The following is a 15,354-nucleotide window of genomic DNA, read 5'->3' as shown; positions in this document are numbered from 1 at the left end:
CGAAGAGAATAGGAGCCGGGGCCTCATCTACAGGGCAGTCTTTTCGACTTCGCAGCCCGCCTGGCTCACCGGCTCCTTGCGATGGGCGGTAGCTAATCACCCATCAACGAGAGATACAAGCAGTCCGCTCCGAGGACGACCGGCCACGCCAGCAATGGTAACTACCTTAGGTCGCGGATAAATCCCCTCCTACAGGGTCCGAGCGGCCCATACCTCCCCGGGGGCATAAAAAGCTCAACCGGCCAGCGCTTTAACCCGCTGGATCACCGCCTCCATATCGGCCAACTGTTCCCGCTCGACAATCAATGTCCGCCCCAACTGCAACGCCAACCGCTCCGACTCGGCCCGTTGCGCCGGATCGGTAATCGACTCCATATCCGCCACATGGGCCAGGCCGATGGTGCGGCGGATCAGCTCGGTACCGGCGTAGCCCAGGCTGTCGGCAAGCAGCTGACCCAGGTACCAATCGGCGTACTGCGGCAGCTGCAGGCTCGGGTCATTGGTCTGCTCGGCCATATGCTGGCGGAAGCGGCTTTCGAAGGTCTGCCACAGGGTAGCCATACCGTCCAGCAGCCACTGCTGGTAATCGCGTCGTTCACTGGCATCGCCCGGCAGGTTGGCCTGGCCGGCGAAGTTCAGCAGGTAGTTGCCGAGGATGGAGCCGACATCGAAGCCGATCGGCCCGAAATAGGCAAACTCAGGATCGATCACCTTGGTGCCGGTCTCGTTGGCGAACACCGAACCGGAGTGCAGGTCGCCGTGCAGCAGCGCTTCCGCCTGGTTGAGGAACTTGGCCTTGAGCTTGGCGACCTCCAGTTTCAACAGGTCGTCGTTCCAAAGCGCCTCGGCATCGGCCCGCAGCGGCGCGTTGATGGCGTTGCGCTCGTGATCGCAGTAGGGATCGACGAAGAACAGGTCCTCGCTGATCTTGCACAGGTCCGGATTGATGAACGACTTGACCAGCGCTTTCTTGCGGTGGGCGTCCAGGTAAAGATCGGAGCTGAAAAACAGCGTATCGGCCAGGAAACGGCCTAAGTGCTCCGCCAGCAGCGGCAGCCGGCGGCGCGCGATCAAGGCATGACGCAGGTTGTCGTGGCTGCCGATATCCTCCATCACGATGGCACAGAGCGCCGCATCGAAATGGTAAACCTGCGGCACCAGGTCGGCACAGTGCTCGCCGGCCATCCGCAGCGCCTCGGCCTCGATCCTGATCCGGTCCTGGGACAGCGGCCAGCTCTCGCCGATGATACGCACATAGGGCAGCGCCTGCTTGATGATCAGGCTGTTGCCGGCACCATCGGCCACTCGATATACGAAGTTGATATTGCCATCGCCGATCTCGTCGACATGCAGCCTGGCCTCGCTGCTGAAGATCGGGCTGTTCTGCCGGGCGAAGGCGATCACCTCGGCATCGGATTCAAATTTTCGAAAGCTCATTATTCTGGTTCTACGCTCGCGATGAATGATGGCAGCCATTCTGGCAAAAGCGGGCCGGCTTGCCCATCCCTTTCGGCAACCGCCCGAACGGCGCCTCGGGGCTGTTCCTGACCGGCGGTTGCTGCTAATTTACGCTCTCATTTTGCCTCCGTTACGCAATTCAGGATCGGCCGCCCTATGAAAGACCTGCTCGCCACCAGTATCAGATACCAGCAAGGCACCCTCGAAGTCCTCGACCAGCACCAGCTGCCCCACCGGGAGATATGGCTGCCCTGCGCCAGCACCGACGCGATGATCGGCATGATCCAGCGGCTGCAGATCCGCGGTGCGCCGCTGATCGGCATCGGCGCCAGCCTGCTGCTGGCCCACTTGGCCGAACAGGAAGCTTCTGCAGATCAGCTGCGTACCGATGCCGAGCGGCTGCGGGCGGCCCGCCCCACCGCGGTCAACCTGATGAACTGCATCGACCGGATGCTGGCTGCACTGGATGCCGGCGGCCCCGCCGCCCTGCCCGGCTGTGCCGAGCAACTGTTCGAGGAAGATGTGGAGCTGTGCGAACGGATGGCGACGCTGGGCGCCGAGCTGGTCGGCGACGGCAGCCGCCTGCTGACCCATTGCAACACCGGCAGCCTGGCCACCGCCGGCGTCGGCACCGCCATCGGGGTGATCGACATCGCCCACCGGCAGGGCAAGCGGCTGCATGTCTACGTCGACGAAACCCGGCCATTGCTGCAGGGCGGCCGGCTGACCGCCTGGGAGATGGCCCGGCTGGGCGTGCCTCACACGCTGATCTGCGACAACATGGCGGCGATGCTGATGGCCCAGGGCAAGGTGGATGCGATTCTGGTCGGCTCCGACCGGATCGCCGCCAACGGCGATTTCGCCAACAAGGTCGGCACCTATTCGCTGGCGGTCAACGCCCACTACCACAAGGTATCGTTCTACGTGGTGGCGCCCTACACCACCGTCGATCGCCACTGCCCCGACGGCAGCGCCATCCCGATCGAGCAGCGCAGCGCCAGCGAGGTACAGGGCGTCAGCGGCAGTTTCGGCGAGGTCAGTTGGGCGCCGGCCGAGGCGCCGGTCTACAACCCGGCATTCGACGTCACCCCGGCCGAGCTGGTCACCGGCTGGATCCTGGACACCGGGGTCTATAACCGCGAGCAGATCGCCGGCGGTGTATTGAAAACGCTGGGTTAACAACGAAGCGGCGATCCGCCGGTATCGCCCACAGAGTGGGCTGCTACGAAGCACGGAACCTGTAGCAGCGGGCTCTGACCGCGACAAGATGCGTAGTCCGCCGGCGTCGCCCTCTGAGCGGGCTGCTACGGCAGGCCCTGTAGGGCGCCACCCGGGGCGCCACCGCCGCAGGCGGTTGGCCGGCGAGAACGCGTGGGCACAAAAAACGTGCCCACCCTACCAAGTTGTTGTGTAGGAGGGGCTTCAGCCGCGACCGAGTCGGCGTAATGCCAGCACAGGCATGACCAAAACTCCGGCGATACATTTGATCGGCCGGGTTGGGCTTATAGAAGCCGCTGACGCGGCTGGTCGCAGCTGAAGCCCCTCCTACGAACCAACAGAACAAGCCGCTACTTAAGCTCCGCGGCGATCCTATCGATCTCTTGCTGCTCGTCGCCTTCCAGATAGACCTGCTCCTGCAGGTCCTTGGCCCAGGCTTCCTGCTGGGCCAGCTTGTCCAGCATCGCCACCGCCAGTGCCTTGACGATCGGCACCTGCGACCAGATCGCACCGTTCAGACAGCGCCAGTGGTTGTTGTCCCGCCGTTTGGGGTAGTCGATCTGTTCGCGGCAGCTGTCGCAGAACATCGCGCAACGATCGAAATCCGGCTCGGACGGTACTGGCGCCACCTCGTAGATGCTCAGCGGTACGCCGCTGGCACCGCACATCTCGCACTGGGAGCCGCAGCGGCGTACCAGATCCTTGCCGAACAGTGACAGCTCCTGCTGGCGTGCCTGATGCTTATCGAGTCCTTTGGCCATGATTGCGCCTCAGTCGAATTTCGGAAACTGGTCGGCGATCTGGTCACCGGTGTAATGCGCCACCCAGCCGTCCGGGTTGTTGAACAGCCGGATAGCGGTGAAGTTCGGCTGCGGCCCCATGTCGAACCAGTGGCGGCTGTTGGCCGGCACCGAGATAAGGTCATCCCTGCAGCAGTGCACTTGGTATACCTTGTCGCCCAGGTGCAGGTAGAACATCCCCTCGCCCCGCACGAAGAAACGCACCTCATCCTCGCCGTGGGTGTGCTCGCTGAGAAACTTCTGGCGCAGCTCGTCCTTGGCCGGGTTGTCCGCCGCCAGGCTGATGGTATCGACGGTGACGTAACCCTGTTCCGCTTTCAGCCGCTCGATCTCGGCTCCGTATGCCGCCAGGATCTCCTCCGGGCTGCTCTGCGGGCCGATCTCGCGATCCGCTTGCCAGCGTTCGAAACGGACACCCACGTCGGCCAGTTGGCGGGCGATCTCGTCGCCATCGTTGCTGTTGAGCAGCACCTGCTGCGGATTATCTTCCGGGTAGATGGTCAATGCGCTCACACGAATCTCCTCAGTTCGGCATTATTGTCATGATTGTTCTTGGTATCTCTGCTTACAGGCTGATCTGGTCGAAACTGCTGACCACCGGGTGGTCGGAATCGGCCGGCAGCTGGTCGCGCGCCAGCAATGTCGTCTGCATGCCCGCTTCACGTGCCGCATCCAGCTCCTCGATCACATCGGACAGAAACAGGATCTGCTCGGCCGGCACGCCGATGGCGTCGGCGATGCTGCGGTAGGAAGCCGCCTCCCGCTTATGACCGGTGGTGGTGTCGAAATAGCCACTGAACAGCGGCGTCAGGTCGCCGAAGTCGCTGTAGCCGAACAGCAGTTTCTGCGCCTTGACCGAGCCCGACGAGAAGATATTTAGACCGATCCCCTGCTGGTGCCACTGCTGCAGGCAACGATGGGCATCTTCATACAGATGGCCGGTGAAGTCGCCCTGGTCGTAGCCCTGCACCCAGATCAGCCCCTGCAGGCTTTTCAGCGCGGTGACTTTCTTGTCCTGCTTGATCCACTGCAAAAATGCCTTAATCAGGGTTTCCAGATCGGCCTCCGGCTGGCCCAACTCGGCACGGGCATCCTCCAGAATCGACGCCACCAACGCATCGTCACGGTTGTTGCGCAGATAATCGGGCAGGTGCGTGCGGGCGTACGGAAACAGCACCTTATGGACAAAATCGATATCGGTGGTGGTGCCCTCGATATCGGTCAAAATCGCTTTAATGGTCATCAGTTGGCTCCCAGCCGTTTCATTTCCAGCTCGCAGGCAAACAGGAACTCCAACCCCTCAAGATGGCGGCGCGCCTGCGCCATATCCTGGCCCCAGGCATAGAGACCGTGACCGCGTACCAGGAAACCCCAGGCCAGCGGCTGTTGCTGCCAGCGCTCAGACAACCGGTCGGCCAACGCGGCCATATCCTGAGTGTTGTCGAACAACGCCAGGCGGATCTCGGCGGCATGGCTGTGGTTGCCGGCCAGCGACTTCTGCATCTCGTAACCCTCTAGGGTGAACCACTCGCCCTTGGCCAGCCGCGACAATACGGTCGAGGCGACCGAATGGGTATGCAGCACCGCGCCGATCTGCGGGTCCAGTTGGTAGAGCCGGGTGTGCAGCAACGTCTCGGCCGACGGCTTCAGCGGGCTGTCGATCGGCTGCCCCTGCATATCGACCTGCAGCAGGTCCTGCGGGGTCAGCTGGCCTTTATGGCGTCCGGACGCGGTAACCAGCGCACTTTGCTGGTCGATCCGGGCGGAGAAGTTACCGCCGGTGGCCGGGCACCAGCCCTGGCTGTCGATCCAGCGGCCGGCGTCGATAATGCTTTGCGAGAGAGTTCGGTTCATCGCGGTCAGGTTCCAGCTTGCTCGTATGAGCGCTAGTGTAAGGGAATTTCGGGAGCAGGCGAACGACCTGCCCCCGACTGCAGACTCAGCCGAAGTGCTGGCCGTTCTCGTAGTAGTTGCGGCCGTCCAGCCGGGTGAACCAGAGATCGACATCGGCATAGCCCAGCTGCTGCAAGTAGCGGGTGATCAGCTCGGCGCAACGGTCCTGGGCTTCCAGACCGCGGTCGAACCAGAGCACCTCGACGAACGGGTAGCCGGCACTGAATTCGCCATCGGCGATAAAGGTGGAGTTGACCACTTCGATGGTGAAGTAATCGCGTGGTGTATCCAGCAGTTTGGCCAGTTGGTCGACCAGTTCGGTGCTGCCCTGGCGGGCTTTGTCGGCGTCCACGCCGCGCAGTCGGATCTGCGGCATCATCTCTCCTCAAACAACGTTGGCAATCGATGGGCGCATTGTGCGCGATCCGCCGTAGCGGTGCCAGCACCATTGGCGGCATTGCCGTTGATTGCCGTTGAAAGATGGGTTGCCGGTACTCAGAAGCGGTATTTCAGCCCCAGCCCCAGCGCGTTGGAGGCCCCCTCCACATCGTTGAACAGGCCAAAAGCGCCGGAGCGGTGGTGAACCCGCACCACCGCGCTCCAGGGGGAGTCGCCCGGCGGCGCCAGCTCCAGTTCGACCAACAAATAGCCGAGGAACTGGTCCGCTTCATCATGGTTGTCCGCCTCGAATTGCGGCAGCTCATCGGCGTAGGAGAGCCCCACCCCGAACGCCAGGTTGGTGTCGACGATATGATCCCACGGAAACGGCTTCCAGCGGGCGCTGAGCAGCGTGTTCAGCTCGTAATGATCCTGTCCCTCGGTGTGCTTGACCAGCTGGTTCTCCCATTCCAGGTCTATGGATTCAAAACGCTGCGGCAGCCGGTAGCTGAGCGCCAATGCCACCAGCTGGTAGTCGTCTTCATAGTCGGCGTTGAAACCCAGCACATCTTCAATGCCATCCGCGCTGAGGGTCGCGCCATACAACGTCAGCGCCCAGTCTTCATCAGCGGCCTGCACCAGCCCTGAAACAGCAAGCAAAAGCGCGCCCCAAAAAACACGTTGGAATGCCTTCAGATTGATCATCGGTACGGTTCCATCCATCATCCAAAGCGGGTGCCTTCAGTGTAGCCGGCAGGCGCACAATGGAAAACGCGGATTACATCACCGGAGAGCTATCCCGGGGCAAGCAGCGACGATAGGAGACAAAATGAGCCAGAGCAGCAGGCTGATTCAGGCCCTGAAGCGGGAACTCAAGGCGCAGGACAAGACCTATGCCGACGTAGCGGTCGTACTGGCATTGAGCGAGGCTTCGGTAAAACGGCTGTTTTCCGACGGCAACCTCAGCCTGAAGCGACTTGAAGCAATCTGCGAACTGGCCGGACTGGAGCTTGCCGAGTTGGTACGCCGCGCCGCCCTGCACGAACCCCGGCTGACTGAACTCAGTCACGAACAGGAGCAGCAGATCGCCTCCGATATGCCGCTGCTGCTGGTGGCGGTCAGTGTGGTGCACGGCCTGAGCTACGAGGAGATCCTGCAGTTGTACCAGATCGAACAGCCGCTGCTTATTCAGAAACTGGCCCGACTGGACCGGCTCAAGCTGATCGAGCTGCTGCCGGGCAACCGGATCAAGTTGCGGGTCGCGCCAAATTTCAACTGGCGGCCCAACGGCCCGATTCAGCGTTTTTTCTTCGATAAGGTGCAGGAGGACTTCTTCCGCTCCCGGTTCGACAAGCGCTCGGAAAAACTGCTGGTGTTGAACGGCATCCTCAGCGACCACTCCAACGCCGAGTTGCAAAAGAAGATGCAGCGGCTGGCCGACGAGTTCAACGGCCTGCTGCTGGAGGATCAGAGCACGCCACTGGACAACAAGGCCGGTAACACGCTGGTATTGGCGTTGCGTCAGTGGCAGTACAGCCTGTTCAAGCAGTATCGAAAATAGGTTTCCTGGCACTTCAAGTATCGTGATGCGAGTGTACCCAAGAGAGCCTGGCTCGGGAAAAACTCAAACCACCAGATCCACCTGCTGCACGGTACCACTCTCGCCCTCCTCTCCGACGAAGAAGCTGGAGCTGCGCACCACGCCCTGCAGCTGGTTGTTCTGGTCCTTGATCTCGAACGGTGTCTGGACCGCACCCAGGTAGATTGCACCGACGCCCTTGTCCGCCAGGGCGAACTGCTGGTCGACGCCGTCGGCATTTTTCACCCAGATCCGCAGTTCGCTGTAGACCGAATCCCCCTCGTCGATAAAGCCGTTGCCATCCTCGTCGTAGGAGGCCAGTTCGGCAAAGCCGTCGCCGGTCATGGCACCGAACAGCTCCGAGCCATCGTTCACCTGGCCGTCGCCGTTGCGGTCCAGCGTCAGCATGCCGCTGCCGGGGCCGACGAAACTGATCTGCTCCTCGTCGCCATCGGCGTCCAGGTCGAAGCCGAACTTGTCGTCGGTCAGTTCGATAGCGTTGCCGGCAAAATTGATCACCAGCGGGTCCTGGACCTGGTAGCCGGCGCGCATCTCCAGGCGATTGCTGGAGCTGAAACTGCGTGCCATCTCCAGCTGGATATCGATCGCCAGCCGCTGACCGTCGGCGGTGACCACTACGCCTTGGGCACTGAACGCCATCGACTCGCTCTCGGTATACTGCTGGCTGACGCTGTAACGCATGCCGACCCGCTCACCAACGGATACCGGTTCGGCTTCATTCTTCAGGTTATTCAGTGCTTCGAGAAAACTTTCGCCGGTTACCGATGACAGATCGACCCCGAACAACGCTTCCAGCAGGCTTTTCCTGAAACTGGTTTCCACGCTCAGAGTGGTCAGCGAGGATTTAAAGATATCCAGCTTGATGGTGCGGTCCTGTGCCTCGCTATCGTCGGCGTTGTCCCGCTCGCGCATCTGCTGCCGCAGTGCCGGATCCTGCTGTTCGACCTGCTTGGCCAGACTTATCGCCTGGGATGACAGGCTGACGCTGTCCGATTGGCTAACCCAGCGTTGCTGTATCCGGCCGCTGCCATCGACCAGAACCCGCTCGATCCGTTCCTGCTGCCGGGTCTCTTCCGAGCGGTTATGACGCATCGACATCCCGGTATCGCTTTGACTGATAATCATGCCAGCCCCTGTTCCTTCAGTTGGTCAGCTGGCTATCGGCAAGAGGACGAGTTAATTGAGGGAGATTGCCGGTCAGGCGCGAATAATTTCGATAGGTACAAACAGCGACAAGACCCGCCAAAGAAGTTGACAAATGAGCCGCATCTATATGATTTTTATAACTTTCACTTATGAAAAAACACCGTCCAACAGGGCCTGCGCCCTGGCCCTAAACATAGATAAAATCTGGCTCTAACCCACTCCGGCGTAACTACCTAGACTTGCCGCCGAACGCAGCCACACCAGAGCGGACCGCCCGGCTTGAGCTATGGAGCTCAGGCAGCGACCGCCCCCGGCATCAGCCGCAGGTAGCTTGGCTACCCGGAACGGTCTCCTGCCGTTTTGACAGAATAACAACAACAGCACGCTGGAAAAGGGTTCCCGTCACAGCCTCGAGGTTGTGGCCTGGCTTTGCATTTGCGCCGACTATGCTTTTATAAAGTGGCGCAGCAGGCCCGTGCTGCTTCGTTAATCGTTGTTACTTCTTTTGAACTTTATTCAGGGATCATACCGACCATGTCCGATTATCCAACGCTGACGAAGATGGGTATCAAATCCGTCGAGGCTGTCGAGAAATACACCCTTCGTCAGGAGGGTAATGCCGACGTGCTTAAGATCTACTACAAGCGCCCGAAAGGCTCCTTCCTGTCACGCAGCAAGAAATTCACCTTTGTCCGCGGTCGCCAGGCGATCCCGATGCAGGCCCGTGGTGCGGAAGGTTACGACCAGGTCAAAAAGATCAGTCCTATGTTGCTGCAGGCGCTGGAGGAACTGAAAGCGCTGGAAGCCAAGCGTCAAAACGTCGAACCGGTTGATCCGAAAGAACGCTTCCTGGCCAATCTGGACCACCTGGAAAAGGTAATGCACAGCAAAATCGAAGAGATGCGTCGCCAGATCAACGAGATCGAGTAAACGGACAAACAAGGGTTCTTCGACGATTCCCGGTGAGCCCCGGTAGCAGCGGGCTTGGCATGCCCCTTGGGTACCGACCGCGACTGGATTGGCGTAGTCTCGTAGCAGCGGGCTCCGACCTCGACTGGATTGACGCAGTCTCGTAGCAGTGGGCTCCGACCGCGACAAGGTTGGCGCAGTCTCGTAGCAGCGGGCTCCGACCGCGACAAGGTTGGCGCAGTCTCGTAGCAGCGGGCTCCGACCGCGACTGGATTGACGCAGTCTCGTAGCAGCGGGCTCCGACCGCGACAAGGTTGGCGCAGTCTCGTAGCAGCGGGCTCCGACCGCGACAAGGTTGGCGTAGTCTCGTAGCAGCGGGCTCCGACCGCGACAAGGTTGGTGAGGTCCGAAGGTGTCGCCCACAGAGTGGGCTGCTACAAAGAGCGGTCTCCGCAGCCTCGTAACAATGCCCTTTAGGTACTGACCGCGACAAGAGATGGTTCTATTGGCACCAAAAGCGGTCGTCCTCGGAGCGGACTGCTACAAAGGGCAGCCCTGTAGGGGGGGCACGTTTTTTGTGCCCACGCGACGCATTTTCACCTGAGGCAGATGTTTTCCTCGAATCCGCGATAGCCCACACAAACTGCCCGTTCAGCCCACCCACGCGATTGGCATTTCAACGGTCTATCGGGGCAGGTTAATTGGTGAGTTGCAGCCGGCCGAATCAGCCCACCTGCGTGTGCAGGACAGATGGGCTGGCAGCCTATAGTATCCGGGGTGATTCAGGGTCATTCGACCAGGCAGAGCTTCCATGCTCCGTCCCCACTCATCCCATCGCCGATTCTGCTGAGGCCAGAGTCTGGCTTATCAGCGCATTGATGGTCATCGGCCCGACGCCGCCAGGCACTGGCGTCAGGGCAGCAACACGTTCGGCAAGCTTGTTTTGCGGGGTGCTTTTCTCGATATCGCCGATACCGCCCGGGTGGTAGCCGGCATCAATCACCACCGCGCCATCCTTGATCCAATCCGCTTTGATCAACTCCGGACGGCCCACGGCGCCGACCAGAATATCCGCCTGCTTGATATGCTCCACCAGGTTGGCGGTGCGGGAGTGGCAGATAGTTACGGTGCAGTTGGCGTTCAGCAGCATCGCCGCCATCGGTTTACCGAGAATCGGGCTGCGACCGACCACCACCGCGTGTTTCCCTTCCAACTCGATGTTGTAGTGTTCCAGCAGCTGCATGATGCCGGCTGGAGTCGCCGCTCCATACGCCGGTTCCGCCATCGCCATGCGGCCATAGCCCTGGGTGGTCACGCCGTCGACATCCTTTGCCAGCGCAATCGCATCAAAGCAGGCGCGCTCGTCGATCTGTTCCGGTACCGGGTGCTGCAGCAGGATGCCGTGCACATCCGGGTTCTGATTCAGCTCATCGATGGTCGTCAGGAGCTGTTCGGTGGTGGTGTCCTGCGGCAGCTCCACTTTGATCGAGTCCATCCCCACCCGGCGGCAGGCATTGCCTTTCATCTGCACATAGGTGGCAGATGAGGGATCGTCGCCAACCAGGATGGTCGCCAAAATCGGGACACGGTTGCCGTTACGCTGGACCAGCTCAGCGACAGCCTGTTTCAGCTTTTCCTCACGTTGTTTGGCCAATGTTTTTCCGTCAAGGATAAGTGCAGCCATCTCTATCTCTGTCCCCTGTATTTTTTTGGACTGATGAGGGTACGCCGGTGTGCAGCCCTTTGCACCCTCACAGTGAGTTTTTTGGCAAGCGAATGACGTTCACGGAGCCACATGCCGACACAGCCCCCTGGTACCCGTCTTCGTTATCCTGCCGACCGTAACCTCAGCAGAGAACCACTGCAGCCGGCAGACGCCCGACGCTGGCTCCAGCGGTGGCATGGAGCTGGCCCTAATAATGGTTACGGCTTGGGTTAAGGTGGATATCGTTGTCAGCTTAACGGGCTTGGTTATCTCGCTGCAGGGGCAGCTGTCCCTCTCAGGTACCAAGGAAACTGTCGCTAAGACACAGTGTTTAAAGGGCTGAAAGGTGAAATAGCTCACCATTTTCTCCCCCTGATAAAACCGGAACCTGATTGCGAGACAACGTATATCAGCCCTAAGATTCATAACTTAGGGCCAACTAACCAGGAGATACTTATGAACCATAAGAATAAGATTGCAAAAGTACTTTCCTTGACGGCAGGGCTCCTCTTCTCAGCAAGCGCAGCGACGCTGACCCATGCCGCCAACTTCAAGATTGCCGTCGGTGACGGTGCCGGTGGCACCCAGCATGAGCTGGGCAAGACCTTCGTCACCGAGCTGGAGAAAGCCTCCGGTGGCAAGCACAGTGCCAAACTGTTCCTGAACGGCCAGCTCGGTAGCGAACAGGACACCGTCAACGACGCCGCCATCGGCACCCTCGATTTCTCGATCCTGGCGATCAACAACGTTACCCCCTTCTCCCCCTCCGTCGGCGTTCTTACGCTGCCCTACATGATTCAAAGCCTGGATGACGCGGTGAAGCTGACCCAGGGCCCGGTGGGCCAGGAGTTGGTAGAAAACACCCTGCGCGATGCCGGCGTGCGGATCATCGGCTGGGCCTACTCCGGTTTCCGGGTACTGACCAACTCCAAGCAGCCGGTGCGCACGCTGGACGACCTGCAAGGCATGGTGGTACGGGTACCGAAGAATGAGATCATGATCGACACTTATAAGGCCTGGGGCATCAACCCGACCCCGATGGCCTGGTCGGAAACATTCACCGCCCTGCAGCAGCAGGTGGTCGATGGCCAGGACAACCCGTATATCACCGTCTACGCGATGAAGTTCGACGAGGTGCAGAAGTACGTCACCAACATCCGCTACCTGTTCTCCATCGAGCCGCTGATCGTCAGCGAAGCGGTGTTCCAGGAGCAGGATGAAGCCACTCAGCAGGCGATTCTGGCGGCCGGCAAGGCGGCGACCGAACATAGCGCCAAGTGGTTGGTCGAACAGGAAGATGCGATCAAGAAAGAACTGGCAACCCGTGGCATGGAGATTTCCGAACCGGCCAACGGTGAAAAGGAGTGGATCGAGAAAGCCACTAACGCGGTCTGGCCGAAGTTCTATGACAGCATCGGTGGTAAGAAGAAGCTGAACGAAGTACTGCGCCAGCTCGGCCGCGACGAAGTTTAACCGGCCCGCCGTTAAACGCACGTCGGATGTTCCAGAGTGCGCTTCGGTGATGAGTTATCATGCCGCGGCGCACTTCCATTGGAGGCTGCATCATGGGCCGTATGATCCTGAAAATTCTCGATAATATCGAAAGCTACATCTGCCGGACGCTGCTGGCGGTATTCGTCTCGCTACTGTTCCTGCAGATTGTCTCGCGCCAGTTGTTCGACCACTCGTTCTCCTGGACCGAAGAGCTGTCCGTCTACCTGTTCGTCTGGTTCGTCTTTTTTGGCGCCAGCTACGCGGCGAAATTGTCCGCCCACAACCGGGTGACCTTCCAGTACAAGATGATGCCGCAGAAGCTGGCAACCGCACTGGAAGCCCTCTCCGACCTGATCTGGATCGGCTTCAACTGCTACTTCGTCTACCTGGCCTACGACTTCGTATTCAACCGCATGAACCTGTTCTGGAAGTCGCAGACGCTGGGTGTACCGATGAAGTACATCTACCTGATTCTGCCGATCGCCTTCGCCCTGATGACCATCCGGATCATCCAGGTGAACTACTACAAATTCGTCAAAGGTATCGATATCCGTGACCCCGAATCGAAAGAGCTCGACGAGCTGATGGAGCACGACGACGATACCGACAATAACAATAAGAACGCTGCGTAAGCCGGGAGTCGACTAATGGCCGAATCTTCTATCGTCCTCATTCTGTTCGGGTCCTTCCTGGTGCTGCTGGTCATGGGTGCGCCGGTAACCGTATCGCTGGGGGTGGCGGCGCTGGCCTCCTTCCTCTACCTCGATGAAAACCCGATTAAATTTGTCCAGATCGCCTTTACCTCGGTGGGCTCGTTCCCGCTGATGGCGCTGCCGGCCTTTATTCTGGCCGGGGCGCTGATGGAAGCAGCGGGCATCTCCAAGCGACTGGTGCACCTGGCGGAAAGTTTCGCCGGGCCGGTCACCGGCGGTATCTCCGCTGCGGCGGTACTGGCCTGCATGTTCTTCGGCGCCATCTCCGGTTCCGGCCCGGCCACCACCGCGGCGGTCGGCATGCTGATGATTCCGGCGATGGTCAAGCGCGGTTACGACAAGGGCTATGCCTCGGCGATCACCGCCTCCTCCGGCGGCCTGGGGATCGTTATTCCACCGTCGATCCCGATGGTGATCTTCGGTATCTCGGCGATCGGCCTGACCGTGCCGGCTGAAGCGATCGCCAAGCACGGTACCTTCCAGAGCGTATCGATCTCCAAGCTTTTCATTGCCGGCTTCCTGCCCGGGGTCGTACTGGCCATCAGCCTGATGACGCTGAACTATATCCGCTGCAAGCGGGCCGGCTACATGGGCACCGCCGAGGGCTGGTCGCTCAGCCAGATCGGCAATGCCTTCAAGACCGGATTCTGGTCGGTACTGGCACCGCTGGTGATCCTCGGCGGCATCTACTCCGGCTTCTTTACGCCGACCGAGTCGGCCATCGTGGCGATCTTCTACACCCTGTTCATCGGCCTGTTCGTGCACCGGGAACTGAAGTGGAAGGATATGGTGCATGCCCTGGAAACCACCACCTGGCTATCCGGCCGCGTGCTGCTGATCCTGTTCACCGCCACGGTGTTTGGCCGCTTGCTGGTGGAGAACCAGATTCCGGCAATCGTCGCCGAATCGATGCTGGGCCTGACCGAGAACGTCTACCTGATCTGGCTGCTGATCATCGGCTTCCTGCTGTTCGTCGGCATGTTCATGGAGACCCTGGCGGCGATCATGATCCTGACGCCGGTGCTGCTGCCGGTCACCTACAGCCTGGGGATCGACCCGATCCACTTTGGCATCGTGATGGTGTGCAGCCTGTCGATCGGCTTCTCGACACCGCCGCTGGGCGAGAACCTGTTTGTCGCCTCGGGTATCTCGGATACCTCGCTGGAAGAGGTCACCGCCAAGGCACTGCCGTTCGCCGCGATGTCGGTGCTGGCGGTGATCATCATCGCCTTCGTGCCGCAGATCTCGCTGTTCCTGCCGAAGTTATTGGGATATTGATGATGCGCCCTTCCGCACCGCGGAAGGGCCTCGACCGACTGTTAGAGGGATACCGACATGCTACCCGAAGTCCGCAAGATCCTTTACAGCACCGACCTGTCCAAGGGCTCCACCGCCGCCTTTGAACATGCGGCCTACCTGGCCAAGAAAACCGGCGCCGAGATCCACATCCTGCACGTGGTCGAAAAGCTCTCGGCCGATGCCAAGATCACTTTCAAGACCTACGTGATGGATGCCGGCAGCCGGCGCGATTTCTTCGAGGAGCGGCTAAACCACGCCAAGCAAAAACTGGCCGAACGCCAGGAGACGTTCTGGCGCTCGGTGGACCCGGACGAACGGAAGATCCGCGAGCAGATCAAGGAGATCCACGTGGTCGAATCCTACCCGGCCGAGGCGATCCTCAAGTTGTCGAAGGAGCTGGAGGTGGACCTGATCATCATGGGCACCCACGAGAAAGGGATCATGCACACCTTCCTCGGCAGCGTCGCCAAAAACGTGCTGAACCGCTCTCGCATCCCGATGATGATCGTGCCGCTGCCGGAACTGGAGTCCGATTAACGGAATGGTGGAAACGGGCCCCGCTCACACATGGACGGGGCCCGATTGGCTCGATCGTTCAAGCCGCCCGGTGTTTCCGAATCGACCCTGTAAATAATTCTGTGTAACTGCCAAGGTTAAATATAGTCCGCCAAGCGGTCTTCAAATTCGATCATAAAGCGGTTCAGGGCAGCCTTCCAGTTCCTGATGGGCATTGTCCATTTT

General features: G+C 60.1%; 16 protein-coding genes. 7 read left to right on the top strand and 9 right to left on the bottom strand.

What is annotated here, in order from left to right:
* Positions 1-234: 234 nt before the first annotated feature.
* Entirely contained in the window at positions 235-1,437 is a 1,203-nt protein-coding gene (gene mtnK / locus K6T12_RS20285) for an S-methyl-5-thioribose kinase (protein WP_222224793.1), read from the bottom strand.
* 177 nt (positions 1,438-1,614) lie between these two features.
* Between mtnK and mtnA the strand changes: the two genes are divergently transcribed.
* Positions 1,615-2,637: an S-methyl-5-thioribose-1-phosphate isomerase gene (gene mtnA / locus K6T12_RS20280; RefSeq protein WP_222224792.1), complete on the top strand. Its 1,023-nt coding sequence runs from the start codon at positions 1,615-1,617 to the stop codon at positions 2,635-2,637.
* A gap of 389 nt (positions 2,638-3,026) precedes the next feature.
* Here mtnA and K6T12_RS20275 read toward each other — a convergent pair whose 3' ends face one another.
* From K6T12_RS20275 to K6T12_RS20250, 6 genes are all read right to left on the bottom strand, one after another.
* On the bottom strand, positions 3,027-3,437 hold the full coding sequence (locus K6T12_RS20275) for a phnA protein (protein ID WP_222224791.1): 411 nt from the start codon (positions 3,435-3,437) through the stop codon (positions 3,027-3,029).
* A gap of 9 nt (positions 3,438-3,446) precedes the next feature.
* The gene (locus K6T12_RS20270) at positions 3,447-3,989 is read right to left on the bottom strand and encodes a 1,2-dihydroxy-3-keto-5-methylthiopentene dioxygenase (protein ID WP_222224790.1); all 543 of its coding nucleotides are present in this window, start codon (positions 3,987-3,989) and stop codon (positions 3,447-3,449) included.
* A 52-nt stretch (positions 3,990-4,041) separates the two neighbouring features.
* The gene (mtnC, locus tag K6T12_RS20265; protein WP_222224789.1) at positions 4,042-4,719 is read right to left on the bottom strand and encodes an acireductone synthase; all 678 of its coding nucleotides are present in this window, start codon (positions 4,717-4,719) and stop codon (positions 4,042-4,044) included.
* A complete protein-coding gene (locus tag K6T12_RS20260; protein ID WP_222224788.1) occupies positions 4,719-5,330 on the bottom strand; it encodes a methylthioribulose 1-phosphate dehydratase in 612 nt (203 codons plus the stop codon). The genes mtnC and K6T12_RS20260 overlap by 1 nt, the downstream gene beginning before the upstream one ends.
* 85 nt (positions 5,331-5,415) lie before the next feature.
* A complete protein-coding gene (locus K6T12_RS20255; RefSeq protein ID WP_222224787.1) occupies positions 5,416-5,745 on the bottom strand; it encodes a DUF1904 domain-containing protein in 330 nt (109 codons plus the stop codon).
* A gap of 119 nt (positions 5,746-5,864) precedes the next feature.
* On the bottom strand, positions 5,865-6,452 hold the full coding sequence (locus tag K6T12_RS20250; RefSeq protein ID WP_222224786.1) for a hypothetical protein: 588 nt from the start codon (positions 6,450-6,452) through the stop codon (positions 5,865-5,867).
* Positions 6,453-6,576: 124 nt separating this feature from the next.
* Here K6T12_RS20250 and K6T12_RS20245 point away from each other — a divergent pair, with 124 nt between their 5' ends.
* Entirely contained in the window at positions 6,577-7,308 is a 732-nt protein-coding gene (locus tag K6T12_RS20245) for an XRE family transcriptional regulator (protein WP_222224785.1), read from the top strand.
* A gap of 63 nt (positions 7,309-7,371) precedes the next feature.
* Here the strand turns inward: K6T12_RS20245 and K6T12_RS20240 are convergent, their stop codons facing one another.
* Entirely contained in the window at positions 7,372-8,472 is a 1,101-nt protein-coding gene (locus tag K6T12_RS20240; protein WP_222224784.1) for a hypothetical protein, read from the bottom strand.
* A 555-nt stretch (positions 8,473-9,027) separates the two neighbouring features.
* Here K6T12_RS20240 and K6T12_RS20235 point away from each other — a divergent pair.
* A complete protein-coding gene (locus K6T12_RS20235; protein ID WP_222224783.1) occupies positions 9,028-9,423 on the top strand; it encodes a DUF3461 family protein in 396 nt (131 codons plus the stop codon).
* A gap of 805 nt (positions 9,424-10,228) precedes the next feature.
* Here the strand turns inward: K6T12_RS20235 and folD are convergent.
* Positions 10,229-11,086, bottom strand: coding sequence for a bifunctional methylenetetrahydrofolate dehydrogenase/methenyltetrahydrofolate cyclohydrolase FolD (gene folD, locus K6T12_RS20230; protein ID WP_222224782.1), 858 nt, complete (start codon positions 11,084-11,086; stop codon positions 10,229-10,231).
* A 477-nt stretch (positions 11,087-11,563) separates the two neighbouring features.
* Here folD and K6T12_RS20225 point away from each other — a divergent pair, with 477 nt between their 5' ends.
* From K6T12_RS20225 to K6T12_RS20210, 4 genes are all read left to right on the top strand, one after another.
* Positions 11,564-12,580, top strand: a complete 1,017-nt coding sequence (locus K6T12_RS20225; RefSeq protein ID WP_222224781.1) for a TRAP transporter substrate-binding protein — start codon at positions 11,564-11,566, stop codon at positions 12,578-12,580.
* Positions 12,581-12,672: 92 nt separating this feature from the next.
* A complete protein-coding gene (locus K6T12_RS20220; RefSeq protein ID WP_222224780.1) occupies positions 12,673-13,233 on the top strand; it encodes a TRAP transporter small permease in 561 nt (186 codons plus the stop codon).
* A 15-nt stretch (positions 13,234-13,248) separates the two neighbouring features.
* On the top strand, positions 13,249-14,592 hold the full coding sequence (locus tag K6T12_RS20215) for a TRAP transporter large permease (RefSeq protein WP_222224779.1): 1,344 nt from the start codon (positions 13,249-13,251) through the stop codon (positions 14,590-14,592).
* A 57-nt stretch (positions 14,593-14,649) separates the two neighbouring features.
* Positions 14,650-15,150, top strand: coding sequence for a universal stress protein (locus tag K6T12_RS20210; RefSeq protein WP_222224778.1), 501 nt, complete (start codon positions 14,650-14,652; stop codon positions 15,148-15,150).
* Positions 15,151-15,354: the final 204 nt, after the last annotated feature.

This window comes from Marinobacterium arenosum, from assembly GCF_019795155.1.
GTDB lineage: Bacteria > Pseudomonadota > Gammaproteobacteria > Pseudomonadales > Balneatricaceae > Marinobacterium_C > Marinobacterium_C arenosum.
Note: the sequence above shows the minus strand (reverse complement) of the source record. Positions and strands in the feature narration are given on the sequence as shown.

Coding starts and splice junctions, on each gene's coding strand:
- K6T12_RS20245 (WP_222224785.1), top strand. CDS start 6,577: ATGAGCCAGAGCAGCAGGCTGATTCAGGCCCTGAAGCGGGAACTCAAG.
- mtnK (WP_222224793.1), bottom strand. CDS start 1,437: ATGAGCTTTCGAAAATTTGAATCCGATGCCGAGGTGATCGCCTTCGCC.
- K6T12_RS20250 (WP_222224786.1), bottom strand. CDS start 6,452: ATGATCAATCTGAAGGCATTCCAACGTGTTTTTTGGGGCGCGCTTTTG.
- K6T12_RS20240 (WP_222224784.1), bottom strand. CDS start 8,472: ATGATTATCAGTCAAAGCGATACCGGGATGTCGATGCGTCATAACCGC.
- mtnA (WP_222224792.1), top strand. CDS start 1,615: ATGAAAGACCTGCTCGCCACCAGTATCAGATACCAGCAAGGCACCCTC.
- K6T12_RS20255 (WP_222224787.1), bottom strand. CDS start 5,745: ATGCCGCAGATCCGACTGCGCGGCGTGGACGCCGACAAAGCCCGCCAG.
- K6T12_RS20275 (WP_222224791.1), bottom strand. CDS start 3,437: ATGGCCAAAGGACTCGATAAGCATCAGGCACGCCAGCAGGAGCTGTCA.
- K6T12_RS20235 (WP_222224783.1), top strand. CDS start 9,028: ATGTCCGATTATCCAACGCTGACGAAGATGGGTATCAAATCCGTCGAG.
- mtnC (WP_222224789.1), bottom strand. CDS start 4,719: ATGACCATTAAAGCGATTTTGACCGATATCGAGGGCACCACCACCGAT.
- folD (WP_222224782.1), bottom strand. CDS start 11,086: ATGGCTGCACTTATCCTTGACGGAAAAACATTGGCCAAACAACGTGAG.
- K6T12_RS20215 (WP_222224779.1), top strand. CDS start 13,249: ATGGCCGAATCTTCTATCGTCCTCATTCTGTTCGGGTCCTTCCTGGTG.
- K6T12_RS20225 (WP_222224781.1), top strand. CDS start 11,564: ATGAACCATAAGAATAAGATTGCAAAAGTACTTTCCTTGACGGCAGGG.
- K6T12_RS20260 (WP_222224788.1), bottom strand. CDS start 5,330: ATGAACCGAACTCTCTCGCAAAGCATTATCGACGCCGGCCGCTGGATC.
- K6T12_RS20210 (WP_222224778.1), top strand. CDS start 14,650: ATGCTACCCGAAGTCCGCAAGATCCTTTACAGCACCGACCTGTCCAAG.
- K6T12_RS20220 (WP_222224780.1), top strand. CDS start 12,673: ATGGGCCGTATGATCCTGAAAATTCTCGATAATATCGAAAGCTACATC.